At 63.3% G+C, this 23472-nt stretch carries 21 protein-coding genes, 1 tRNA gene and 3 pseudogenes; 11 read left to right on the top strand and 14 right to left on the bottom strand.

Annotation, left to right across the window (positions count from 1 at the left end):
• Nucleotides 1-84 precede the first annotated feature (84 nt).
• Nucleotides 85-483 carry a VOC family protein gene (locus O9Z70_RS01830; RefSeq protein ID WP_286020798.1) on the bottom strand — a complete coding sequence of 133 codons (399 nt, stop codon included), beginning with the start codon at nucleotides 481-483 and terminating at the stop codon, nucleotides 85-87.
• A 3-nt stretch (nucleotides 484-486) separates the two neighbouring features.
• Nucleotides 487-1158 carry a response regulator gene (locus tag O9Z70_RS01825; protein ID WP_286020797.1) on the bottom strand — a complete coding sequence of 224 codons (672 nt, stop codon included), beginning with the start codon at nucleotides 1156-1158 and terminating at the stop codon, nucleotides 487-489.
• Between the two features lie 176 nt (nucleotides 1159-1334).
• On the opposite strand from O9Z70_RS01825, the gene O9Z70_RS01820 reads away from it, so the two are divergent.
• The 3 genes from O9Z70_RS01820 to O9Z70_RS01810 all read left to right on the top strand — a co-directional run bounded on the left by O9Z70_RS01820 (nucleotide 1335) and on the right by O9Z70_RS01810 (nucleotide 6710).
• Nucleotides 1335-4856 carry a peptidoglycan-binding protein gene (locus O9Z70_RS01820; RefSeq protein ID WP_286020796.1) on the top strand — a complete coding sequence of 1174 codons (3522 nt, stop codon included), beginning with the start codon at nucleotides 1335-1337 and terminating at the stop codon, nucleotides 4854-4856.
• 169 nt (nucleotides 4857-5025) lie between these two features.
• A complete protein-coding gene (locus O9Z70_RS01815) occupies nucleotides 5026-5952 on the top strand; it encodes a sulfite exporter TauE/SafE family protein (protein WP_286022060.1) in 927 nt (308 codons plus the stop codon).
• On the top strand, nucleotides 5949-6710 hold the full coding sequence (locus tag O9Z70_RS01810; protein WP_286020795.1) for a TIGR02186 family protein: 762 nt from the start codon (nucleotides 5949-5951) through the stop codon (nucleotides 6708-6710). Before O9Z70_RS01815 ends, O9Z70_RS01810 begins: the two co-directional genes overlap by 4 nt.
• A gap of 7 nt (nucleotides 6711-6717) precedes the next feature.
• Here the strand turns inward: O9Z70_RS01810 and pdeM are convergent, their stop codons facing one another.
• The gene (gene pdeM, locus O9Z70_RS01805) at nucleotides 6718-7425 is read right to left on the bottom strand and encodes a ligase-associated DNA damage response endonuclease PdeM (RefSeq protein ID WP_286020794.1); all 708 of its coding nucleotides are present in this window, start codon (nucleotides 7423-7425) and stop codon (nucleotides 6718-6720) included.
• 91 nt (nucleotides 7426-7516) lie between these two features.
• A complete protein-coding gene (locus O9Z70_RS01800; RefSeq protein ID WP_286020793.1) occupies nucleotides 7517-10009 on the bottom strand; it encodes a ligase-associated DNA damage response DEXH box helicase in 2493 nt (830 codons plus the stop codon).
• Nucleotides 10010-10225: 216 nt separating this feature from the next.
• Here O9Z70_RS01800 and O9Z70_RS01795 point away from each other — a divergent pair, with 216 nt between their 5' ends.
• On the top strand, nucleotides 10226-10513 hold the full coding sequence (locus tag O9Z70_RS01795) for a DUF6460 domain-containing protein (RefSeq protein WP_286020792.1): 288 nt from the start codon (nucleotides 10226-10228) through the stop codon (nucleotides 10511-10513).
• Between the two features lie 2 nt (nucleotides 10514-10515).
• On the top strand, nucleotides 10516-11187 hold the full coding sequence (locus O9Z70_RS01790) for a nucleoside/nucleotide kinase family protein (RefSeq protein ID WP_286020791.1): 672 nt from the start codon (nucleotides 10516-10518) through the stop codon (nucleotides 11185-11187).
• 35 nt (nucleotides 11188-11222) lie between these two features.
• Here O9Z70_RS01790 and O9Z70_RS01785 read toward each other — a convergent pair whose 3' ends face one another.
• From O9Z70_RS01785 to O9Z70_RS01775, 3 genes are all read right to left on the bottom strand, one after another.
• The gene (locus O9Z70_RS01785; RefSeq protein ID WP_286020790.1) at nucleotides 11223-11999 is read right to left on the bottom strand and encodes an ATP-binding cassette domain-containing protein; all 777 of its coding nucleotides are present in this window, start codon (nucleotides 11997-11999) and stop codon (nucleotides 11223-11225) included.
• Nucleotides 11999-13057 carry an ABC transporter permease gene (locus O9Z70_RS01780; RefSeq protein WP_286020789.1) on the bottom strand — a complete coding sequence of 353 codons (1059 nt, stop codon included), beginning with the start codon at nucleotides 13055-13057 and terminating at the stop codon, nucleotides 11999-12001. Before O9Z70_RS01780 ends, O9Z70_RS01785 begins: the two co-directional genes overlap by 1 nt.
• An 82-nt stretch (nucleotides 13058-13139) precedes the next feature.
• Nucleotides 13140-14153 carry a sugar ABC transporter substrate-binding protein gene (locus O9Z70_RS01775; protein ID WP_502870150.1) on the bottom strand — a complete coding sequence of 338 codons (1014 nt, stop codon included), beginning with the start codon at nucleotides 14151-14153 and terminating at the stop codon, nucleotides 13140-13142.
• Nucleotides 14154-14337: 184 nt separating this feature from the next.
• On the opposite strand from O9Z70_RS01775, the gene O9Z70_RS01770 reads away from it, so the two are divergent.
• Together O9Z70_RS01770 and O9Z70_RS01765 are read left to right on the top strand one after the other, a co-directional pair.
• Nucleotides 14338-15528 carry an ROK family transcriptional regulator gene (locus tag O9Z70_RS01770; protein WP_286020788.1) on the top strand — a complete coding sequence of 397 codons (1191 nt, stop codon included), beginning with the start codon at nucleotides 14338-14340 and terminating at the stop codon, nucleotides 15526-15528.
• A gap of 121 nt (nucleotides 15529-15649) precedes the next feature.
• A tRNA-Gly gene (locus O9Z70_RS01765) sits at nucleotides 15650-15723 on the top strand.
• A gap of 538 nt (nucleotides 15724-16261) precedes the next feature.
• On the opposite strand, the pseudogene O9Z70_RS16300 reads toward O9Z70_RS01765, so the two are convergent.
• A pseudogene (locus tag O9Z70_RS16300) lies at nucleotides 16262-16384 on the bottom strand (IS3 family transposase); the annotation flags it as partial.
• On the opposite strand from O9Z70_RS16300, the pseudogene O9Z70_RS01760 reads away from it, so the two are divergent.
• Nucleotides 16378-16769: pseudogene (locus O9Z70_RS01760) on the top strand (IS256 family transposase); the annotation flags it as partial. The pseudogenes O9Z70_RS16300 and O9Z70_RS01760 sit on opposite strands and share 7 nt — an antisense overlap.
• Before the next feature lies 1 nt (nucleotide 16770).
• On the opposite strand, the pseudogene O9Z70_RS01755 reads toward O9Z70_RS01760, so the two are convergent.
• From O9Z70_RS01755 to O9Z70_RS01735, 5 genes and pseudogenes are all read right to left on the bottom strand, one after another.
• Nucleotides 16771-16872, bottom strand: a pseudogene (locus O9Z70_RS01755) (IS481 family transposase); the annotation flags it as partial.
• A complete protein-coding gene (locus O9Z70_RS01750; protein WP_286020787.1) occupies nucleotides 16873-17580 on the bottom strand; it encodes a DeoR/GlpR family DNA-binding transcription regulator in 708 nt (235 codons plus the stop codon).
• A 15-nt stretch (nucleotides 17581-17595) separates the two neighbouring features.
• On the bottom strand, nucleotides 17596-18369 hold the full coding sequence (locus O9Z70_RS01745) for an ABC transporter permease (protein WP_286020786.1): 774 nt from the start codon (nucleotides 18367-18369) through the stop codon (nucleotides 17596-17598).
• Complete coding sequence (locus O9Z70_RS01740; protein WP_286020785.1) at nucleotides 18369-19133, bottom strand: ABC transporter permease; 765 nt, start codon at nucleotides 19131-19133, stop codon at nucleotides 18369-18371. The genes O9Z70_RS01745 and O9Z70_RS01740 overlap by 1 nt, the downstream gene beginning before the upstream one ends.
• Nucleotides 19133-19930, bottom strand: a complete 798-nt coding sequence (locus tag O9Z70_RS01735) for an ABC transporter ATP-binding protein (RefSeq protein WP_286020784.1) — start codon at nucleotides 19928-19930, stop codon at nucleotides 19133-19135. The genes O9Z70_RS01740 and O9Z70_RS01735 overlap by 1 nt, the downstream gene beginning before the upstream one ends.
• 105 nt (nucleotides 19931-20035) lie before the next feature.
• Here O9Z70_RS01735 and O9Z70_RS01730 point away from each other — a divergent pair, with 105 nt between their 5' ends.
• The 3 genes from O9Z70_RS01730 (at nucleotide 20036) to O9Z70_RS01720 (ending at nucleotide 22474) form a co-directional block, all read left to right on the top strand.
• Nucleotides 20036-20776 (top strand): metallophosphoesterase family protein, encoded by a 741-nt coding sequence (locus tag O9Z70_RS01730; protein ID WP_286020783.1) that lies wholly within the window; start codon nucleotides 20036-20038, stop codon nucleotides 20774-20776.
• Nucleotides 20777-20837: 61 nt separating this feature from the next.
• Complete coding sequence (locus O9Z70_RS01725) at nucleotides 20838-21854, top strand: ABC transporter substrate-binding protein (RefSeq protein WP_286020782.1); 1017 nt, start codon at nucleotides 20838-20840, stop codon at nucleotides 21852-21854.
• A 56-nt stretch (nucleotides 21855-21910) separates the two neighbouring features.
• A complete protein-coding gene (locus tag O9Z70_RS01720; protein WP_286020781.1) occupies nucleotides 21911-22474 on the top strand; it encodes an AAA family ATPase in 564 nt (187 codons plus the stop codon).
• Nucleotides 22475-22562: 88 nt separating this feature from the next.
• Here the strand turns inward: O9Z70_RS01720 and O9Z70_RS01715 are convergent, their stop codons facing one another.
• Nucleotides 22563-23321 carry a DeoR/GlpR family DNA-binding transcription regulator gene (locus O9Z70_RS01715; RefSeq protein ID WP_286020780.1) on the bottom strand — a complete coding sequence of 253 codons (759 nt, stop codon included), beginning with the start codon at nucleotides 23319-23321 and terminating at the stop codon, nucleotides 22563-22565.
• Nucleotides 23322-23472: the final 151 nt, after the last annotated feature.

Raw genomic sequence — 23472 nt, 5'->3', positions numbered from 1 at the left:
GAGCCCTCGGGTCACGCCCGAGGGTGACGATCCGAGAAGGAAGCGCCATCGACGCCATATGCGATAGCCCTGCCATGAAAAGCTCTAATTGGCCGGCGGCGGGGCCATCAATTCCCAGACATTGCCTTCGCTGTCCTCGAAATAGGCGGAATAGCCCCATTCCGATGGCGTGCCCGGCGTAACGATGGCGCCGCCGGCGGCGAGCACTTTGGCAAGAATGGCGTCCACCGCCTCGGCGCTGTCGGCGCGGTGGCTGAGAACGAAACCGGGCGTTCCGGCAATGGCCTGCGGCCGACCGGCGGTCCGGGCGATTTCGGCGCGCGGGAACAGCACGAAGGAAAATTTGTCGTCAAAAAAAAAGGCGACGTGATCCTCGCCGGCGCCGATCCGCTCGTCATCGAGGTCGAAGAGGGCCCGATAAAAGGCGAAGGCCCGGTCCAGATCGTCGACGCCGACGGTGATGATGGATATTTCGGGCTTCATGGCTCAGCCCTGGTCGGCGCCGGTCGAGAACAATGCCTCGAACTGGCCATCCTCGATGCGCGAGGCGGCGATCACCGCCTGGGTGCGGCTGTCGACGTCGAGCTTTTGCAGAATGGCCGAGACATGCGCCTTGACCGTCGCCTCGGAAATGGACAGCTCATAGGCGATCTGCTTGTTCATCAATCCATCGCTGAGCATCATCAGCACCCGTACCTGCTGCGGCGTCAGCGTGGCCAGGCGCTTCATCAGGGCGCTGTGATCGTCCTCGCCGCCCAAAGTCGTGCCGGACGGAACGAAGACCTCGCCGGACAACACGGTTTCGATGGCGCGGCGGATTTCGGTGGGACCCACCGATTTATGCAGATAGCCGGCAGCGCCCAGTTCGAAGGCCCGGCGCACCACCGTTCCATCCTCGACGGCGGAAATGATCATCACCGGAATGTCGGGATATTGGGCGCGCAGCAGCAGCAGCCCGGAAAATCCGCGCACGCCCGGCATGTTGAGATCGAGCAGAACCAGATCGCAATCGCGGTCGGCATCGAGCGCGGCGCTCAGCCCATTGAGATCGCCGGCCTCCTCGACGCTGACCGTGGCATCGCCGCCGGCCAGGGTCTGGCGCAAAGCCGCACGGAAAAGCGGATGGTCGTCTACGATGATGATGCGTCGGCGCGTCATGGACAGGTACCTATCATTCACGTGCGTCATAACCCAAAAATACTGGGCTTTCTGCCCGCCAAGCATGCATATTGCGACAATGCTTAACGGGTTCTTTACCATGTTTTACCAAGAGTGACCGTCATACCTTCGTGTTGAATCGCGAGGGGTCCGCGTATCTGTAACAGGGACCCGACATGGCGCGCGCTTATCCTCAATCGGACTATGCCGACCCAGAACGCGATGCTGGCGCCGGGGAATGGCAGGCATTGCGCGGCGAATTGGTAGCGCTGCTTGACAAGGTAGAAAATCGCTACAGCCAGGCTGAACCGGAGCCGCGGGAGCCGGACATGAGCGGGCTGGCGCAGCGTGTGCGGCACCTGCGCGACCAGATGAGCGGCCCCGAAACGGCTTCGCGCCGCCAGGAAGCGCTGCGCACGGTCAAGCGCGCCGTCGACCGCTTCAGCCTGCGCGATGAGCGGGCGACGGCCGAGGAGACGGCCGACCTTTCCCATGCCATCGCCGAAATCCGCAGCCGTCAGGGCGCCGCGCCGCAGATGCTGCGCCGCATCGATTCGCCGGAAATCCGTGAATTGAACGCCCTGGTGGGCGGCATGAGCCAGCGGCTGGAGCGGCTGGAAAGCGAGCTCAAGAGCCAGCGGTCCAATGAAGGCCATGTGCGCGAAGTCGCCGGCCAGGTCGAGCAATTGACCCAGGTGGTGGAATTGCTCGCCGGAGCCATTGGCGAAACCGGGCAGGTCAAGCGCCTGGAAACCCAGATCGCCGCATTGGCCGGCCTGATCGAGGACGCGCCCGCGTTCAATCTCGACGCCATCAATGCACGGCTGGACGATGTTTCGGGCACTGTCGGCAAGCTGGCCGAATTGCAGGCCCAGCAGATGGAACGGGAAGTGGCGCGCGAGAAAAAACGCAGCGCCGGCTCAAAAACGGAGCCGGTGGCCAAGCTCGCCCCAGCCATGCACGCCATCGAGGAAAGCGTGCGCAATGTCTATGACCGGATCGATTCGATCGAGCGCAATGTGGCGCTCTCGTCCGGTGATTTCGAAAAGCTGACCAGCGAGATGGCTGCCTTCACCCGGGCCATGAGGGACGATGCCAACGCCCCCAATGTGCTGGTCGGGCGGGTCGAAGCGCTGGCCGAGCGGCTTGAGGACATGGATCATGGCGATGGCGCGGTGGTGGCGCTCAAGGCCGATATCGCGGCGTTGCGCGACGCCGTGCTGGCGGGCATGGAGCCGCGCTTCTCCCGGCTCGAAAGCCAGATCGCGGCGCTGAGCGGCAGGATCGATACCGGTGCGGTCGAAGACCAGCTCCGGGCGCTGATGGGGCGCATGGACGATGCCGGGGCCCAGTTGGACGGGCTGGCGCGCCTTTATGCCAGCAGCGAGGAACGGACGGATTTCGAGGCGCTGGCCAATATGGTGGCCGAACGCACCGGCGAAGCGGTGAGCCGCAAGGCGCCGGCGCCGGTGGCCATGTTCGGGCCGGAGAGCCTGAAAAGCATCGAAGACCGGCTGACCGGTCTGATCAAGTCGGCCGGCAAGACGCCGGATTACGACGCGCTGGCGGAGATGATCGCGACGCGGGCCTCGGACGTTTTGGCCAAATCGGCCGCGCCCATGGCCCATGACGACGGCATGCAGGCCATGGAAAAGCGCATGACCGCGCTGCTCAACACCGCCGGCCAGGACACGGCGGAACGGCTGGCGCGCCTTGAAACCATGCTGTCCAACCGTAATGCGGCCGAGCCGGAGGCTGACGTCCCGGCCGAAACGAATATGCCCGCCTTGCCGGCAGAAGCCGAGCGGACCAGCGTGGCGGCGGACGCTTTCGGCGAGGCGATGCGCCCGCGCCGCAAAGGCAATGACAAGCTCGATACTATCTTGGCGCGCCTCGACAAAGCCGATGCCATGCCGGCCAACCCGGCCGATGAGGCGCCGCTGGTCGATCCCGGGTTCAAAGCCGAGGCCCAGCCCGTGCCGGCGGTTAAAACCGCCCCGGCGCCTCAGCCATCGACGATAGCCGGACCGGCCGCAACATCCGAGCATCGGTTCGATCCCAGCCCGGCGCAAAAGCCCCCCCGGCCTCAATCGAGCCTGGCGCCACCCGAGCAAGACCCCTTTGCCGGAGCCCCCGCCGCCCCGGCGATCGCTGAGCCGGTAGCGCCGGTATCGAGCACCAGCACCTTCGTGGCCGCCGCGCGCCGCGCACAGCGATTGCGTCAGGAGCAGGTCGAGCCGGCGGCGGGCAATTCCGTTATCGGCCGGGCGCTGTACCGTATGCGGCCGCGCAAGGACGAGAGCAAGATTGCGGACGATAGCGCCGCCGAGCCGATCCCGGTACCGAGCGCTGCCGAGGACAAGCCTGTCTCTCGCCGCAAGAAGCCGGCGCCCGAGGCGGCGCCGGCCTTGCCCGTCGAGCCCACCGAAGGCACGGACGAAGCCGGTTTCCTGACCCGCCATCGCCGCCCCCTCTTGTTGGCGGCAACGCTGGTGGTGGTCTCCATGCTGGCGCTCAACCTGGTATTGCAGCGCACGAATTCCGCGAATGCCCCCGCTCTGGCGGAAGCCAGCACAGCGCCGCAGGTCCCGGCGAATAATCCCGAACCTTCCGACGACCAATCCTCGATCGTACCGCCCCGGGTGATCGACCTGATCGATCCGACCGCGACGGGATCGATCAATTCGGGCAAACCGATGAGTTTTTCGAAAGCGGCGGTCGCCCCGCTCCCCATATCCGGTCTCATGGCGGAGCCGGCCAAGGCGGATGCGGGCCTGACGGATGCCGGCGCGGCGCCTTCAACGGGCGACTCCAGCTCCGACGAGCCAATGGCATCGGAAGCCTTCGAGCTTCCGCCCGAAGCCATCGGGCCGCTGGAACTGCGCGAGGCCGCAGCCAAGGGCAATGTGCAGGCCCAGTTCGAAGTGGCTGCGATCTTCAGCGAAGGGCGGCAGCTCGAAAAGGATTTCGCGGCGGCGGGCAAATGGTATGAACGCGCGGCAGCGCAGGGCTTTGCGCCGGCGCAATATCGCCTCGGCAATCTCTATGAGGTGGGAACCGGGGTCGAGAAAGACCTGGAACAGGCCCGGCTCTGGTATCAGCGCGGCGCCGAGGCCGGCAATCGCATGGCCATGCATAATCTGGCGGCGCTCTATGCCGGCGGCCAATTGGGCGATCAGCAATTCGACCTCGCCGCCGAATGGTTCGAGCAGGCGGCCAATTTCGGCATGACCGACAGCCAGTTCAATCTCGGCATGCTCCATGCGCGCGGGCTGGGGGTGGAGCAAAGCTTCGAGCAATCCTTCAAATGGTTCGCGCTGGCAGCGCGCAGCGGCGACAAGGACGCGATCCAGGCCCGCGACGACATCGCCAAATCGCTGTCCGCGGACGCGGTCAGCCGCATCACCGGGGAGCTCGAGACCTGGACCATGGAGCCCGTCGACCTGGCGGCCAATTTCGCGCCCATCGGGGCCTGGTCGAGCCAGTTCGATCCGGGCGAAACCATCGCCGAGCGGGACATCACCCTCAAGGTGCAGCAGAGCCTGGCCAGGCTGGGCTTTGACGTGGGCATTCCCGACGGGGTCGCCGGGCCGAAGACCGCCGAAGCCATCAAGTCGTTCGAGCGCGCCACCGGCATGAGTTCGAGCGGCCGGATCAATCCACGCCTGCTGGCGGTGCTGGGAAGCCAGCCCGTATAGAGCCCCGCACCGCCTATCCAAACCGGCGGAAGCGCCGATTTGACAGTGCCATGGCCCGGACGTAAATCCGGGCCATAAGTTTTTGCCACAAGCGGCGAGGCTTTGACCTCTTGTTGACGGACCGTCCGCTAGGATGAGCCGCGAATTCTATTTTTACGGGACCAAGGTCTTGCAGATCTATCTGCCGATCGCCGAGCTTTCCGTGAACCTCTTCTTTCTCGTGGGGATCGGAGGGGCGGTCGGCTTCCTGTCGGGATTGTTCGGCGTGGGCGGCGGATTTCTGCTGACGCCGCTTCTGATCTTTTCGGGCGTGCCCACCGCGGTGGCCGTGGCCTCGGTGACCGGGCAGGTCGTGGCCTCGTCGACCTCCGGTGCGCTGGGCTATTACCGGCGCGGCGGCATCGATCTGCATCTGGCCATGTATCTCGTGCTGTCCAGCGTGGTCGGCGCCTTTGGCGGGGTGGCCGCCTTCGCCTTGCTGCAGCAGGCCGGGCAGCTCGATCTGGTCATCTCGCTCGGCTTCGTGGTGCTTTTGGGTTTTGTCGGCGTGATAATGCTGCAGGAATCGGTGCGCTCGCTGCTCAAGCGGCGGCAGGGCATTGTGGTGCGGGATCGCCAGGCTCACAAGCATACCTGGATGCATGGCCTGCCCCTGCGCGTCCGCTTCAAGAAGAGCCGGCTCTATATCAGCGTGCTGCCGGTGCTGGCCATCGGGCTCTTTATCGGTTTCGTCGGCTCATTGCTGGGCGTTGGCGGCGGTTTCATCATGGTGCCGGCGCTGGTCTATCTGCTTCGGGTGCCGGGCAATGTGGTCATCGGCACCTCGCTGGCGCAGGTCGTCGCCATGATGGCGGTGACCAATATTCTTTATTCCGTGCAGAGCCAGAGCGTCGATATCATGCTGGCCTTCTGCCTGATGGTGGGCGGGGTGGCCGGCGCCCAGTTCGGCGCCGCCGCCGGCAAACATCTGCGAGGGGAACAATTGCGGGGCCTGCTCGCCCTGTTGGTCCTGGCGGTCGCCATCCGCTTCGGGCTGTCCCTGGTACTGACGCCGGCGGATGAATTCAGCATGGCGGTGACGAGTATGGTGCGATGATCCGGCTGATTGCTCTTGTCCTGCTGCTTGTCGCCTCGGCCTGGCCGGCGCAGGCGGCGCGGCTGATTTCCGGCGTTTCCAACGACAGCGTGCAGATCACCTCCAGCTTCGCCGGCGAAAGGATGACCTTCTACGGCACGGTCGCCCCGGCAGCCGGGTCGACCGAGCGCGTGGTCGAAGGCCCCTTCAACGTGGTCATCGTGGTGCTCGGCCCGAGCCAGGACCGCGTCGCCCGCCGCAAGACCAATAATTTCGGCATCTGGCTCAATACCGAGCAGGTCGAATTCCGCCGCTTTCCAAGCTATTTCCACGTGTTGTCGAGCCGGCGGCTTTTGGAGATCGCGGACATCAACCTGTTGAATCAAAGCTATATTTTGCCCGAAGCCCATGCCATGGCGCCCAATCCGGCGGGGTTCATGAAAACCCTGACCTTCGGGCGCGAACTGATCCGGCTGATGTCGGAAGAAGGGCTGTTCGGCGTCCAGGAAAATGGCGTGCAATTCATGTCGGACACTTTTTATTCGGCGCAATTGACCTTGCCGAGCAATGCGCCGGTCGGCCCCTATATCGCCCAGACCTATGTGTTCAAGGATGGCCAGATCATTGCGCGGAAGTCGGAAGGTTTTGCGGTGCGCAAGATCGGCTTCGAGCGTTTCCTAGCGCAGTCGGCGACGCAATCCCCGTTTTTCTATGGCTTGGCCTGCGTGATCCTGGCGCTGGTCACCGGCTGGATGGGCGGCATTATTTTCAAGCGCTGACAGTGTTTTAGCCGGCAACCAAGCGCTTGACCGGCACCGGATAAGTCCGGTCGCGGCCCAGCATGGTGACTTCGAGTGCCGGCCAATGGAACAGGCCGATAAAGGCGGGGCCGAGGATATTGATGGCGCCGGTCGAGCTGCCATAGGCGGGCAGGATCAGCAGCCGGTTGTCGTGGACGAAACAGGGCTTGCGGGTGGAGCGGCCGGGCATGGCCAGGCGGGCCGCCGGGTGCAAGTGCCCGGAAATCAAGCCGGTTTTGCCCTTGCGCGGCTCATGGGTGAACAGCAAGCCGTCCAGGTCCAGCTCCGGCAGGCAGGCGCCGCCAATGGCGTGGGGCGCCGGATCGTGATTGCCGGAGAGCCAGATGCAGTCGACGGATTCGACAATGGCATCGAGTCGCATCCGGTCGGCATTGGTTAGCAGACTGCTAGCGTCAACGCGGTGGAAAGTGTCGCCAAGCGACAAAAGCGTTCTCGCGCCGGTGCGCCGCAGGTCGAATTCGAGCCGCGTGAGGGTGAGGCCGGTATCGTAGGGCGGCAGCATCTGGCCGCGGCGGGCGAAGCTGGCCATCTTTTCGAAATGCAGATCGGCGACCAGCAGCGTCTCCCGGGCGCGCCAATAGAGGGCGCCGGAGGGCAGCGGTTCGAAATTGTGACCGGCGAAACGCAGCAAAGGATTTTCCGGGACGGGTTCGGCGAGAGCGGAATTGTTCATATGGTTGGCTCGCGTCCAGATCGTAAGGCCCCTTCAGCCGGAGGGATAGGTTGCGCGCCACCTTCTCCCCGAGGGGAGGAAAATAGGGGGGTCACTGCTCGCCAATTGCCTCGCGCAAGAGTTCTTCGGCGGCGTCAGCCATAGCTGATTCGCGGCCCTCGCCGAAAATGGGTTCCTTGCCGATATCGAGCATGACGGGGACGGCGAGCGGGGAAATCTGCAGCAGCGGCTTGTGGACGATATGGGAGCGGATGCGGGCGAGCATCTGGCCGAGGCGTTCGATATCGAGCAGGCCGCGCGCGGCGTCGCGACGGGTGGCCTGGATGAGGATGTGGTCGGGCTCATGGCTGTAGAGCACGTCGTAGATGAGATCGGAGCTCATGGTGATCTGGCGGCCGGTCTTTTCCTTGCCGGGATGGCGGCGCTCGATCAGGCCGGCAATGATGGCGCAATTGCGGAAGGTACGTTTCATCAGCGCCGATTCATCGAGCCAGGCTTCGAGATCGTCGCCGAGCATGTCCTCGGAAAACAGCTCGTCGAGGCTGAGGCGCCCGGTGCGGATGAGGGCGGAGAGGTCGCCCAGGCCCCAGATGGCCAACGCATATTCGGAAGCGACGAAGCCGAGGGGGCGGGCGCGCATGCGTTCGAGGCGGCGGGTCAGCAGCATGCCCAATGTCTGATGGGCGAGCCGGCCTTCGAAGGGGTAGCAGACCAGATAATTCTGCGTGCCGCGCGGGAAGGTTTCCACCAGCAGGCTGTCGCGGCGCGGCAGCACGGAAAAGTCGCGTTGCAGGCGCAGCCAGTCGGACACCTGATCGGGAAGCAGGTGCCAAGCGGCGGGCGAATCGATGATGCGGCGGACGCGCTCGGCGAGATAGGTGGAGAGGGGAAACTTGCCGCCCATATAGGAGGGGATTTTCGGGTCCTTGGCGAAGGCGCGGGAGACGAAGGCCTCATTGTCCTTCATGCCCTCGAAGGCGACGATTTCGCCGCCGAAGATGAAAGTGTCGCCCGGCGTCAGCGTGCCGAAGAAATATTCCTCCATTTCACCCAGGACACGGCCGCCGGCGCCGATGGGGCCGGTGGTGCGGCCCTGTTTCTGCGCCTTGCTGCGCACCAGCCGGACGCGGACCATGGGCTCTTCGATAATGGTGCCGATATTGAGCCGATATTGCTGGGCCACCGAAGGATGGGCGATGCGCCAGGCGCCGTCCGAGGTCTGGCGCAGGCGGGCATAGCGCTCATAGGCGCGCAGCGCATAGCCGCCGGTGGCGACGAAATCGAGAACCCGGTCGAACTGGGGCCGCGGCAGGTCACGATAGGGCCAGGCGCGGACGATCTCCTCATAAAGGTCGTCGGCGTGGAAGGGCCCGGAGCAGGCCATGCCGAGAACGTGCTGGGCCAAGACGTCATAGCCGCCGGGCTGGGGATCTTCGCTATCCTGATGGCCTTCGGCCACCGCCTCGACGGCGGCCTCGCATTCGAGCACTTCGAAGCGGTTGGAGGGCACGAGCAGGGCCTTGGAGGGATCATCGAGCCGGTGATTGGCGCGGCCGATGCGCTGCAACATGCGCGAGGAACCCTTGGGGGCGCCGACCTGGACCACGAGATCGACATCGCCCCAGTCGATGCCCAGATCGAGGGTGGAGGTGCAGACCACGGCCTTGAGCTTGCCCGCAGCCATGGCCGCCTCGACCTTGCGGCGCTGCTCGACCGAGAGCGACCCGTGATGGAGCGCGATGGGCAGCATGTCCTCGTTGATGTCCCAGAGACCCTGGAACAGCATTTCGGCCTGGGAGCGGGTATTGACGAAGAGCAGAGTGGTCTTGTGCTGCCGGATGATGTCGTAGAGCTCGGGGCGGGCATAGGCGGCGGAATGGCCGGCCCAGGGGAGACGCTCGCGGGTGTGCAGGATCGACAGCTCCGGCGGGGCGCCGCCGACCATGCGCAACAGCTCGGTCGGGCGATCGAGATGGGGCTGGGCGATCCAGTCGCGCAGGAGGTCCGGGCGGGCCACGGTGGCCGACAGCGCGGTGATGCGCAGATCGGGCGCCAGCCGGGCGAGCCGGGCGAGGCCGAGGGCGAGGAGGTCGCCGCGCTTATTGGTGACCAGCGCGTGGAGTTCATCAAGAACGACGCGGCGCAGCGAGCCGAACATGAGTTCGGCATGGGGATGGGAGATGAGCAGGGCCAATTGCTCGGGCGTGGTGAGCAGGATCTGGGGCGGCTTCAGCCGCTGGCGGGCCCGCTTGGCGGCGGAGGTATCGCCGGTGCGGGCCTCGACGCGGATGGGCAGGCCCATTTCGGCGATGGGGGTGGAGAGGTTGCGCTGGACGTCCACCGCCAGCGCCTTGAGGGGCGAGATATAAAGGGTGTGCAGGCCATCGAATTGGCCATCGACCAGATCGGCGAGCGTGGGCAGGAAGCCGGCCAGGGTCTTGCCGGCGCCGGTGGGGGCGATGAGCAATTGGCTGGCGCCGGACTGGTAGGAAGCCAGCACGTCGAGCTGATGCCGGCGCGGGGTCCAGCCGCGGGCGGCGAACCAGGACCGGATGATGGGGGGGAGGGTTTCGGGTGTCGTCACAAAACCCCCTCATCCGGCGCTGCGCGCCACCTTCTCCCCAAGAGGGAGAAGAATGGTCCGGCGCTCGCTCTTATTCCTCTCCCCCTCGGGGAGAGGGTGGATCGCCCGGAGGGCGAGAGGCGTGAGGGGGAGTCCGGTAAAGTTGACAAAGAGCACCTGAACAAATCAGGGCAGAGCCTATATGATGGGCTTGACCCTGCCAAACGGAGCGCGGCGATGACAGAAGACACAACACAGCGGACCCGTTCCGGCCTGGAGCGGGTGATGGGTGGGCGGCCGGCTTCGGTGGTCATCAAACTGGTACTGCTTTCGCTGCTGGTCGGGTTCGTGATGTCGGTCTTCGGCTTCAACGCCGCCGATCTGGTGCGCGGGGCGGTGGAGATGGTGCGCGAGGCGATCCGCGATGGCGCCGGCATGTTCCGGCAATTGGGCGCCTATGTGCTGGCCGGCGCGGCGATCGTGGTGCCGGTCTGGCTGTTGCTGCGGCTGACCCGGGGGCGGTGAACATGGCCGAGACGCTGAAGCTGACGCCGCAGGAAGCGCTGGGGCGGCTGGTGCCGCATATCGCGGAAATGGAAAGCGCGGCGGATGGCAGGCGCATCGCCATCGGGCTGGCCGGCGGGCCGGGCACCGGCAAATCGACCCTGGCGGCGGAGCTGGTGACCATGCTCAATGCCATGCGGCCCGGCAGCGCCGCATTGGTGCCGATGGACGGCTTCCACATGAAGCATGCCAAGATCGAGGCCATGGGACAGGCCGATTACAAGGGCGCGCCGCATACATTCGAAGGCGCGGCCTTTGTCAATTTCCTGCACCGCCTGAAACAGGCGCGCGAGCGGGTGAGCGGGCCGGGCTATAGCCGCAAGATCGAGGACATTGTCGAGGATGCCTTCACCGTGGCACCGGAGGTCCGGGTGCTGGTGGTGGAGGGCAATTACCTGCTGCTGACCGAAGGGCCCTGGGCCGGGGTGAAGGCGCTGCTGGATTATGCGGTATTCATCCATGTGCCGCGCGACACGGTGCAGGCCAGGCTGCTGAAGCGGCACGGGGAAGAAGGGCTGTTTTCCGAGGAGCGGAACCGGGCGCATATCGAGCGCAACGACCTGCCGAACTACGATCTGGTGGCGGGATCGCGGCAGCGGGCGGATGTGGTGTTCGAGCTGGATGTGGCGGAATAGGCCATATCTCCCTCCCCGAGGGGAGGGAGTGAAGGTCACGCCGCTGCGGCGACGCCCGGGGCGCTTTTGGCGCCGGTCATGAAGGCGACGGCGTCGGACATGGTGTAGTCCTTGGGATCGATGACGCAGAGGCGGCGGCCGAGGCGGTGGACATGGATGCGGTCGGCCACTTCGAAGACATGCGGCATGTTGTGGCTGATGAGAATGATGGGGATGCCCCGCGCCCGCACGTCCTGGATGAGGTCGAGCACGCGGCGGGATTCCTTGACGCCGAGGGCGGCGGTGGGCTCGTCGAGAATGATGACCTTGGAGCCGAAAGCCGCGGCGCGGGCCACGGCGACGCCCTGGCGCTGGCCGCCCGACAGGGTTTCCACCGTCTGGTTGATGTTCTGGATGGTCATCAGGCCGAGCTCGTTGAGCTTTTCGCGGGCGATGCGCTCCATGGCCGGGCGGTCGAGCTGGCGCAGCACCTTGCCCATGAAACCGCGCTTGCGGATTTCGCGGCCCATGAACATGTTGTCGGCGATGGAAAGCGCCGGCGACATGGCCAGGGTCTGATAGACCGTTTCCACGCCGGCGAGGCGGGCATCGATGGGCGAGGAGAACTCGACCTTGCGCCCTTCGAGCAGGACCTCGCCGCTATCGGGGCGGATGGCGCCCGACAGCGCCTTGATCAGCGAGGATTTGCCGGCGCCATTATCGCCGATAACGGCCAGGATTTCGCCCGGCATCAGCTCGAAGTCGCAATTGTCGAGCGCGGTGACGCGGCCATAGCGCTTGTTGAGGGCGCGGGCGGAGAGAATGGGTTCCATCAGGCAGACACCTTTCTGATCCACTGGTCGATGGCGACGGCGGCGATGATGAGCGCACCGATAAGCAGGTAGGTCCATTGCGCATCGGCGCCGAGCAGCCTGAGGCCCAGCGAGAAGACGCCGACGATCAGCGCCCCGAAGAACATGCCCAGGATCGAGCCGCGCCCGCCGAACAGGGAAATGCCGCCAATGACCACGGCGGTGATCGATTCGATATTGGCCGATTGTCCCGAAGTGGGCGAAACCGAGCCGATGCGGCCGATCAGCACCCAGCCGGCAAAGGCGCAGATGAGGCCGGTCAGCGTATAGACGGAGATCAGCACTTTGCGGGTATTGACGCCGGACAGGGCCGCGGCCTCGGGATCGTCGCCCACCGCATAGACATGCCGGCCCCAGGCGGTATGGCGCAGCACATAGGCCAGCACCAGCACCAGCACGATGAAGAAGATCACCCCATAGGTGAAGACGGCGCCGCCGAGGGTAAAGGACTTGCCGAAAAATTGCAGCAGGGGGGCGTGGGTCTCGATCTCCTGGGCGCGGATGGTCTCATTGCCGGAATAGAGGAAATTAGTGGCCAGAGCGATCTGCCACATGCCCAGGGTGACGATGAAGGGCGGCAGCTTGATGCGGGCGATCAGCCAGCCATTGACGAAGCCGATAAAGGTGCCGACGGCCAGCCCGCAGGCCACGGCAACGGCCGGCGGCAGGCCGAGCCGGAAGGTGAACTGGCCCATGACGACCGAGCTCAGCACCATGATGGCGCCGACCGACAGGTCGATGCCGGCAGTGAGGATGACCAGCGATTGCGCCGCCCCGACAATACCGACAATGGCGACCTGTTGCAGGATCAGGGTCAGGGCGAAGGATGAGAAGAATTTGGTGCCCAGCAGCGCGCCGAATACCAGCACGGACAGCAGCAGCACGATCAGCGGGACCAGCGCCGGATTGGAATGCAGCGCATGCTGGATGCGCGACAGCAGGGTCATCTGGCCATCGAAGCTGGCGACGGATTCGGCACGGACGGCGAGGCCCTGTTCGGCCTCGGACTGGTTCGACATGGGCGTTCCTCCCCGGTATCCCAAGCGATGACAGGAACGGGTGCGTGCCCGCCCCTGCCATCATTATAGCAAAAGGTGCCGATCAACCCCAGCAGAGTTCGGCGCCGCGGTCGCTGTCGATGGAATCGACGCCTTCCACCGGCTCGTCGGTCACCAGCGCCACGCCGGTATCGAAGAAGTCCTTGCCGGGGGTCGGTTCGGGCTTGGTGCCGTTATCGGCCCAGGCCTTGATCGCCTCGACGCCGAGCGCCGCCATCTGCAACGGATATTGCTGCGAGGTGGCGCCGATGACGCCATCGCGGATATTGGCGACGCCGGGGCAGCCGCCATCGACCGAGACGATGAGGACGTCGTTCTCGCGGCCGAAGGATTTCAGCGCTTCATAGGCGCCGGCGGCGGAGGGCTCGTTGATGGTATGGACGACGTTGATGCTCGGGTCCTTGGTGAGCAGGTTTTCCATGGCCGTGCGGCCGCCTTCCTCGTTACCGGCGGTCACGTCATGGCCGACAATGCGCGGATCGGTCTCATCGCCCCATTTATTGGGGTCGCCCAGATCGATGCCGAAGCCTTGCAGGAAGCCCTGATTGCGCAGCACGTCGACGGTGGGCTGGCTGATGCCCAGATTGAGCAGGGCGATCCTGGCATTGGCCGCCTCGGCGCCCAGCTTGCCGGCAGCCCATTTGCCGATGAGTTCGCCAGCGAGGAAATTGTCGGTGGCGAAGGTGGCGTCGGCGGCGTCGATCGGGGTCAGCGGCGTATCCAGGGCGATGACCACCAGGCCCGCATCGCGCGCCTGCTGCACCGATTGCACGATGGCCGAGGTGTCCGATGCGGCGATCAGGATGCCGCTGGCGCCATCGGCGATGCAGGTTTCCACGGCGGCAACCTGGGTCTCGTGGTCGCCATCGATGCGGCCCGCATAGGATTTCAGCGTCACGCCGAGTTCGGCCGCCTTGGCCTCGGCGCCTTCCTTCATCTTAACGAAGAAAGGATTGGTGTCGGTCTTGGTGATGAGACAGACGCTCACGTCCTGCGCGAGGGCGGCGGGCGTCATGGCGGCAAGGCACAAAGCAGTGCCCAGAAGCAGCTTCTTCACTTTTCTCTCTCCCTGATCCGGCCAGAACGCCGAGGCTCCTCCCCCGATGCACCCGGCCGGTTTGCTTGATTGCACCGGCTATGGTGGAGCGGTTTCCGGGCCTCGTCAATATATAAATCTCTTTGATTTATTTATTTTTCCGACCACCTTCCGCGACGCACAAGGCTTCATTATGGTGCCGGGCATGCAGAGCGCAGTCATCAGATCGCTGAGTCAGGGCGTCAATCAGAGCGGGGTTCGCGACTATAACGAGCGCCTATTGCTGACGCTGTTGCAGCGCAATGGCGCCGTGGCCGGGAGCGAATTGGCGCGGCTGGCCAACCTGTCGCCGCAAACCGTTTCCATCATCCTGCGCGAGATGGAGGCCGAGGGCCTGCTGGCGCGGGGCGCGCCGGTCAAGGGCAAGGTGGGCAAGCCCTCCATCCCGATGAGCCTGGCCGAAAATGGCGTCCTGTCCTTCGGCGTCAAGATCGGACGGCGCAGCGCCGTGCTGCTGCTGGCCGATTTCCGCGGCACCGTGCGGCACGAATTGCAGCTGACCTATAAATACCCCCTGCCCGAGCCGATCTTCGCCTTTCTGCGCGAGGGGCTGCAGACGATATTGGCGCAATGCCGTCCGGCCGAACGCAAGCGCATTTGCGGCATCGGCATCGGCACGCCGTTCGAATTGTGGCGCTGGAACGAATTGGTCGGCGCGCCGGTGGCGGAATTCTCCTCCTGGCGGAACGTCGATTTCGCCACCGAGCTGGGCAAGTTCACCGACCTGCCGGTGCATGTGGTCAATGACGCCACGGCGGGCTGCCAGGCCGAGCACATCTATGGGCGCGGCAAGGAATTTCGCGATTACGCCTATTTCTTCATCGGCGCATTCGTCGGCGGCGGCATCGTGCTCAACCATTCGGTCTATCAGGGCCATTACGGAAATGCCGGAGCGCTCGGCTCGCTGCGCAGCTTCGGGCCGCAAGGGGAAAGCCAGCAATTGATCGACACCGCATCCATTCACCTGCTGGAGACCCGGCTGGCCGAGAACGGCCACGACCCGCAGGACCTATGGGCGCAGCCCCAGGACTGGAGCCGCTTCGCCCGTTTCGTCGAGCCCTGGCTGGGCCGCACGGCGCAGGAATTGGCGCGGGCCAGCCTGTCGGTCTGCGCGGTGATCGACTTCGAGGCGATCCTGATCGACGGCGCCTTCCCCGAAGCGGTGAAGCACGAATTGGTCGAGCGGACCCGGCGCTATCTGGTCAATCAGGACATGCGCGGCCTGATCGCGCCCCGGGTCGAGGCCGGCGCGGTAGGCGGCAATGCCAGGGCCATCGGCGCGGCGGCCAGCCCGCTATTCGAGCGCTATTTCATGAACGGCAATATCCGGCTCTGACGCCATCGCGGCGCGGGATGCATCTTGACGGCCTCGTCGATTTCCAGCATTGATCCGCGCAACGATTGCCGGGCTTTCGCAGCGGATATTGGCAATCGCTTTTCCTGGAATCGCGCTCCAGGCGGGTGTAGCTCAATGGTAGAGCAGAAGCTTCCCAAGCTTACGACGAGGGTTCGATTCCCTTCACCCGCTCCATTTCCCCCACATGCAAATTAACTACCACACTGAAAACGCTGCGTTTTCTGGGGTGGGCACGCGCGATTTCTTTGCGCGCTCCAAATATTGTGCTACAAAACGCACCACAAAGTGCGATACACGCATGCGCGGCGGAGTAGAAATTGAGCAGGCTGGGCGATCTCGACCGCTAGCTAAAACGCCGGGGACACAGCTGGGGCTATTATCGGCGGGTGCGGACGGCGCTGGCGGCCCTCGACACGCGTGCGCCCTTCATCCGACATGCTCTTGGCACTCGCGACCTGGCGATAGCGCGGCTCGGGTGGCGAGCTTCTGTGGCAACGCGATCTGCTCGGCGCCATGGCATTGCCGTTCGACAACGATGTTGTGTGAACGGGGTCTTAATCGCCGGGCTGGCTCACCACGCGGCAAGGGGCAGGCCAGACCCGGAATTCGCTCCTGATGTTTGGAATAGAAGAGAAATACTACTACTGGGAGCGGCGCTTGGCATTTTTCGCTTCGATTGCCTCGCGGCTGAGCGCACGAGGCCGGAGTACAAGAGCTCCAGATGATCTGAACACCAGCGGATATTGGAACGCAGGGCAACGACGACCCCATCGTGGGTGCGGGTGGGCCGCAAAGCGGTATGCCTTTGAAGGGTGAGCCCGTGCTGCTGCATTAGCGGAATGGCAGAACAGACCGCTCGACGCCGTCTATCCTCCGGTCTTGTTCGATGCCATCCGGGTCAAGATCAGGGATGAGGGCTTCGTGCGCAACAAGGCCGTCTACATCACGCTCGGGCGAAGGAGAGTCTCAGCATCTGGATCGAGCAGACCGAGGGCGCGAAGTTCTGGCTGCGCGTGACGAACGAACTGAAGAACCGTGGCGTCGCCGATATCCTGATTGCCGTCGTTGACGGGCTGAAGGGCTTTCCCGAGGCCATCAACGCCGCCTTTCCGCAGACGATCGTCCAGACCTGCATCGTGCATTTGATCCGCCATTTGCTCGAGTTCGTATCGTGGAAGGATCGCAAGCCCGTCGTGCCGGCGCTGCGCGCCACCTACCAGCCCATGTCTTGGAGATGAACTCGTACGGCGTGAGACCCTTTAGGGTCTTGAGCCTGCGAGCGAGGTTGTAAGCTGCGACGAAGTCGGCGAGATGAGTGCGGAGTCAGGCATCGCCAAACTCGGTGATGATCGCGTCGAAGGCGGCAGGCTGTGCGAATACGACTGGCTGCAAGAGGCCGATCTTGGACGAGTCCAGAACCAGATAGTTCTGCTTCGACTGTTTGAGTATGGTGCGCTTGATCTGCGCTTCGTGAAATTGATAGCAACTCGCACCGCGGTCGCTGTCATAGCCGCCTGCAGAAAAGAAAGCCTGATTGATACCCAGGTCCTGTGGCGTCTCGCCGCCCGAGCCCGAGATGAAGCAATCCGAGGCGGGATGATAGAGGCCACCCATGAGCACGAGCCGCAAGTTTTCATTGCCGGACACACGCGTTGCCACATTGAGCGAAGTCGTGACGATCGTCAGCTTCATGCCGGGCGGCATGGCGGACGCCAGATGCAGAAGCGTTGTGCCGGAGTCGATGAAAATCGTTGAATTGGGAACAAGCAGTGCAGCCGCGTTGCGGGCGGCTGCCATCTTGGCCTTGGTGAGCGCACTGCCTTCAGCCGCCAGGCGGTACCCGCTGCGGGTCGGCGCGAGGAAAACATAGCCGCCCAGGATGATGAGGGCGCTTTCATGTGCGTCTATATCCCGGCGCACCGTCATTTCCGAGACATTGAGGGCCGCAGCCACATCACGCAGGTGAATCCGGTCCTGATGCGTCAGCAGATCTTTCAGCCGCGCTACGCGGGTTTCCTGTTTCGATGCCATTTCCTCATCCGGCTCTTACTGGCGTCGCATGACAACCCATTTTTCCGCACGGCTCACTAAGGCGAAGCTGATGAGTGAAACAATCGTCGCGAAAAGGCTTGTCCCCAAGGCGCGATCCATATCGAACTCGGCTTTCGATGTCACAAAAAGATAGCCCAGTCCGCTCGTCCCCATGAGGAACTCGGCAAGCATCGCGGCCAGGATCGCGCCAGGAGCGGCGATGCGCAGGGCCACCATCCAACTCGGAACCGCTGCAGGCAGTGCGAGGTGAACAAGCGTTTTCCAGCGCGACACACCGAGAGCCCTGAATACGTCGGCACTGCCAGCCGGCAGCTTCTTCAGTCCGGCAGTGGTGAACACGAAGGCTGGGAAAAACGAGATGATGGCGACGATAATAATGACCGTCTTGCCGTCATACCCAAAAATGCGCGCGAGGATCGGGATAATCGTGACGACCGGAATGCTCGATGCGATCAGGCTCAGTGGGGTTAACGTGCCGCCGACAAGGGGGGACCACCAGCTGAGCATTGCCAGGGCGGTTCCGAGTGCCAGGCCGATGGCGAGGCCGGCGATGGACACCAGAACGGTCTGAAAGCTGCTTGGTAGATAGACCTGTAGGTTGGTTGCCATATCCACGAGCACCGTCAGCGGGCGCGGCATGACGATGGTGTTGAAGTTGTTGAATTCGACCCAAAAATGCCAGGTCAGGACGATCAGGATCAGGGCCCACCAGCGCTTGAGCCAGTTCAGGGCGCCAACGAACACCGCTTTTGTCAACGGGCGAGCCATCAGGTGAACCTCTTGTAGACAAGCCGTTCCAGCAATGTGAAGGCGAAATAGAGCGCCAGGGAGCAGACCGCGACCAGCAGGACCGTGGCCCACAAAAGAGGAATCTGGAAGTTCTGCATTGCGCTAATCATGATGAGGCCGAAGCCGCGCGGCGCGCCGAACCATTCGCCGACCACGACACCGACAAGCGCGATGGGTACAGAAAGACGCAAGGCGGTGGCAATGCCGGGAATCGCGCTGGGCCATTCGACCATGCGCATTCGATTTATGCGCGAAGAGCCCAGCACACTCATCAGGTCTCGATAGGCTATCGGCGTCCCGTCGAGCGCAGAGCGGCTCGCGACATAGGTAACGAAGTAGACGCTCATCGTCGCAATGGCGATCGGCACGGCATCAGGGGCGAGCATGAGCATGAAGACCGGCGCCAGCGCGATCGAGGGAATGGCGTTGACCAGGGCGGCGAAATTGTCGAGCCCGTCCCAAAGGACCGGCAAAAGTCGCGTAACGACCGCCAGGCCAACGCCGAGAAGGGTGCCGTACAAAAGCCCGAGACCCAATGAGGCAAGGCTCGCCCCGGCGGCACGCATGAACAGCCCCTGGCGCTGTGGGTTGGTGAATTCGAGAAGCACACGGTCCAGGGCAGGCAGGGTCATTCCACCCCAGCCATTCATGCCAGCAACCTGCCAAAGGGCCAGAAACATCCCGATGCCGATTACGCCCAACAGAACGGGTTTGGCGCCTGTCTCATGCTCGGGCTTCGCCATCAGTGCCCCCTCGCGCCATCTGGAGACAGGCTGAGCGTGAGGTCATCCACCAGATCGTGGAATTGTGCAGACCGCATGAGGTCAGGAGATCGTGGACGATCGAAGTTGATTTCAACGTCGCGGATGACCTGACCCGGCCGCCCGCTCATAACTACAACCCGATCGGCCAGGAAGACGGCCTCGTCCACGGAGTGCGTGACCAGGATCGTCGTCAGCTTGTGCTCCAGCCATATTCGCTGGAGTTCGACATTCATCTGACGTCGGGTGACCGCATCCAGCGCCCCAAACGGCTCGTCGAGCAGCAGCAGCGATGGCGTAAGTATCAAGGCGCGGGCGATGGACGCGCGTTGCCGCATGCCGCCCGACATCTGGCTCGGGCGCGCATCTGCAAACCCGGCAAGACCAACAAGCTCGATCAGCGCCGCTACCCGGGCATGGTCGACTGCCTGGCCGGCAACACGGAAGGGCAGCGCAACATTTTCGGCGACAGACAACCAGGGAAGCAGCGCGTGATCCTGGAAGGCAACACCCAGCTGGTGGCGCCTGGCAAGGTCGGCAGGCTCCGCGCCCATCACCGACACACTACCCGAGGTCGGCGTATCCAGCGAGGCCAGCATTCGCAATATGGTGCTTTTGCCACAACCTGACGGACCGAGGATGGCTAGAAACTGCCCGCTTGGGATCTCGAGATTCACCGAGTCGATGGCGACGATCTTCGCGCCACTGCCCAAATTGAAGCTCTTGGTCGCCTGGACGATACTCACTGCGCTTGCAGAAGAAGTTTCCTGGGACGGCATGGCACCCGCTCAAATTACCCGCATCATCCGATCATGACACGGTTCTGAGGATGGGCAAGTCATTTTGTTACATTAATCACAAATTTTGTTGTGGAGTTCACTTTTTTGCTGTGGCAGGCTGCACTGCATGTGAGGGCCAGCCCAATGCCAAGGATTGCAGCGATAGGTGATTTACACGCAACCACCACCGACGCGGGGCGGTTTGCGCCATTGTTCGCAGAGATGGGGCGCGAAGCCGACCTAGTGCTGCTAGCGGGCGACCTGCTCGATCTGGGACAGAGCGCCGAGCTGGAAGCTTTGCTCGCCGACATTGCCGAATGCGACATGCCGGTTGTGTGTGTGCTGGGCAATCACGACTATTATAGTGGCGAAGTGCCGGCGCTGACTCAAAGTCTGCGGGCCGCTGGCGTTACCGTGCTCGAGCACGAAATCTTCCATTTCGGGGACCTCGACATCATCGGCTTCAAGGGAACTGTCGGCGGCTTCAACAGGATGCTTGCGCCGATTGCCGAGACTGAGGTCGTCGCCTTCGCCAATCTGTCAAAGCTCGATGCCGAGCGATTTGAGCGCACGATCAGCAGCAGCACTTCGGCCCGCCGTCTGGTTCTTATGCATCACGCGCCGATTGTCGACACCATCGTGGGTGAAGCGGTGGAAGAATATGTGTTCATGGGTTCGTCTCGCTATGCCGAGGTCATCGATCGCCACATGCCGGACCTGGTCATTCACGGGCATTCCCATTTTGGAACTCTTGAAGGGCGGACGCCCGGTGGCGTTCGTGTCTTCAACGTCGCCATGCAGATTCCGCGCCCCGATGGCCGGATCTACTCCCTGTTTGACGTGTGAGGCGCCCATGCCTGCCGTCAATCTGCGCCTGCCCCTCAATTCATTCATAAATGGAGTTCCCATGTACAATTCACGCCTCTCCCGACGCGGCTTCATGGCGGGCAGCACCGCCCTGGCGATAGCCTCGACGATTCCCTCATTCGCGCAGGGCGCCACCAAGATCACCACTGGCTTCGGCTGGGTAGCCAATGTTGAGCAGGCAAATTTGTGGGCTGCACTGAACAACGGCCTGTTTGCGGATGAAGGTATCGATGCCGGCTATCTTGCCGGAGGCCCCGGGCTGCCCAACTCGCTCGTCAACCTGGCGGCGGGCCAGATCGAAGTGGCCGGTGCGGATTGGGGCCCGGTTGCCAGCGCAATAGACAAGGGCAATGACTACGTGGTGCTGGGCTTCGGCTTCCCGGTTTCCCCCTCGGCCTTCCTGTCGCTGGCGTCGAACCCCATCCGCACGCCGGCGGATCTCGTCGGCAAGCGCTTGCTGATGCAGAGCCCGACCAACACCACCATCGTGGATTCGATTCTGGCTGACGCAGGTCTGCCGCTCGACTACAAAATGGTTCCAACCGGCTTCTCTCCCGAGCCGCTCCTGGCCGGCGACGGCGACGCTTTTCTGTGCTTTGCAACCAATCAGCCCATCACTCTGGAACAGATGGGCATGCAGGCGGACAAGGATTTCGTCGTGACCCTGCTCGACGACCTCGGCTACAAGGTTCCGGCTGCGACCTTGACCGTCCAGCGCAGCTTCCTCGAAGCAAACCGCCCCGCCCTGGTGGGATATCTGCGTGCGCTCATCCGCGCCTACAAGGCCAACGCCGCCGACCCGACGCTGGCAGCCAAGCTCGTGGTTGAAAATTACGGCGTCGACCTGGGCCTCGATCTCGCGCAGCAGATTCGCCAGAATGAATTGCAGATTCCGCTTATGGCGCTGCCGGGTTCCGACCAGCCCTACATGATAGATATCGAGACTTCCAGCGGGCCGCTGCTGGCCGCAGCAAAGGCAGCCGGCGTTGAAGGCGAGCTCGACCTCGATGCCATCATCGATCTGTCGCTCCTCCAGGAAGCCCTCGCTTCCGCATAAGCCCTACAGCGTCGGTGCGCCAGGCGGCGCACCGGCCTTTTCTCAAGGAATTTTCTATGTCCAACCGACCTCGCGACCCCTGGGCGGATGTGAAGACCATCAACGGTCTTGCCGCCGACGAAGTAATCTCGACGCTTCAGAAGTCGATCCGCCGGGGGATGCTGGAAAACGCATTGCTCATCGCCCAGGAAATGAGCGCGACCAGCCCCGAAATGGAAGAATATCTCTGGGCCCGCCTGACCGTCATCGCGATTGAGGACGTAGGTCTGGGCTCGCGTGACATGCCTATGCTCATTGAGGCCCTCTATCAGCAGCATCTACGCTTCCCCTATGGTGCGCATGATCGTTTTCTATTCGCGGCACACGCCATTCGCATCCTGGCCACTTCGAAGAAGGACCGGACGTCGGACGAGCTGACGAACTGGACCAAGGGCGTCACCAGGGCAGGGCAGCTCCCCGAGATTCCCGACTTCGCGATAGACATGCATACGCGCCGCGGCCAGTCGCTGGGGCGGGACGATATTCATTTCCTGACCGAAGCATCGCGCGTTGAAAATGAAATCCCGAACAGGGATAGGACCTACCTCGACCGCGTCATCGACATGAAAAAGTCGCAGTAAGAGGGAGCCAGCCCTTGGGGCCTCCTCCTTGAGCCAGGGAGGCAGTGCCTCGGGGGCGCGCCAGATCGTGCCCGCAATTGCGGCCGCGCTACTGGCTCGCCGCGGTCGGAGCACGCGTCCATGTGCCGTGTTCCGTGAGGATGGTGTCAAAGGCATCAATGGCCGCGAAAACCACCGACCGGATGCACCCGACCTTGCTTTGGTCAACCACCAGAACGCGCTTGGCAGCGATAGCCATGACGTGTCTCTTGATCTCGGCCTCGTGGAAATGGGCACAGGTGGCCCCCCGCACTTCATCAAGACCGGCTGCCGAAAGCAGCGCAAGGTTGACGCCCAGACCCGACAGCGTGCGCAGCCCCTCCTGTCCAAAGAAGGTCGCCGAAGCAGGATGATATACCCCGCCCAGCATGATTATGGTCACCTTGGGCTTGCGCGCCAGCCTGTCGGCGATATTGAGGGCATAGCACACCACGGTGATTTCGAGATCGTCGGGAATGAGATCGATGAGGTGAACCAGCGTCGTGCCGCAATCCACGAAGATCGTCTCACCGGGCCGCAGCAATTCCACGGCATGCTGGCAGGCCCGCCGCTTGGCGTCCTGGTGGGCGTCGGCGGCGCTGGCCAGCGAATAGCTGCCATCGGCCGAAACGATGCCAGCCGCCATGACATAGCCGCCAAAATAGGCCAGGCGATCGGGATTTTGCTGGATATCGCGGCGGATCGTCATGTCCGACACACCCAGCAGCTTTGAGGCCTCGCCAATATGCAAAGCGCGCCCTCCGGCCAGCTCGGCGGAAAGCGTCGCAACGCGCATGGCCTTGGACAAACCTGATTTGGCTAGCGCCACGCGTGGGAACCTCTCTGATGCTATGAGCCATTGTTATCATACAACGATCAGAATGTCAGGATTTCGCCGAAACTGCCAGATTTGCATCCATCGATACCTGTGTATGTGATAATTATCACATTATCATTGTTGACAATCTAACATTATTCGA

The sequence above is a fragment of the Devosia sp. YIM 151766 genome (assembly GCF_030285925.1).
In the GTDB taxonomy this organism is placed as follows: Bacteria; Pseudomonadota; Alphaproteobacteria; order Rhizobiales; family Devosiaceae; genus Devosia.
The sequence above is the reverse complement of the archived record's forward strand: the minus strand, read 5'-3'. Positions and strand labels throughout refer to the sequence as shown.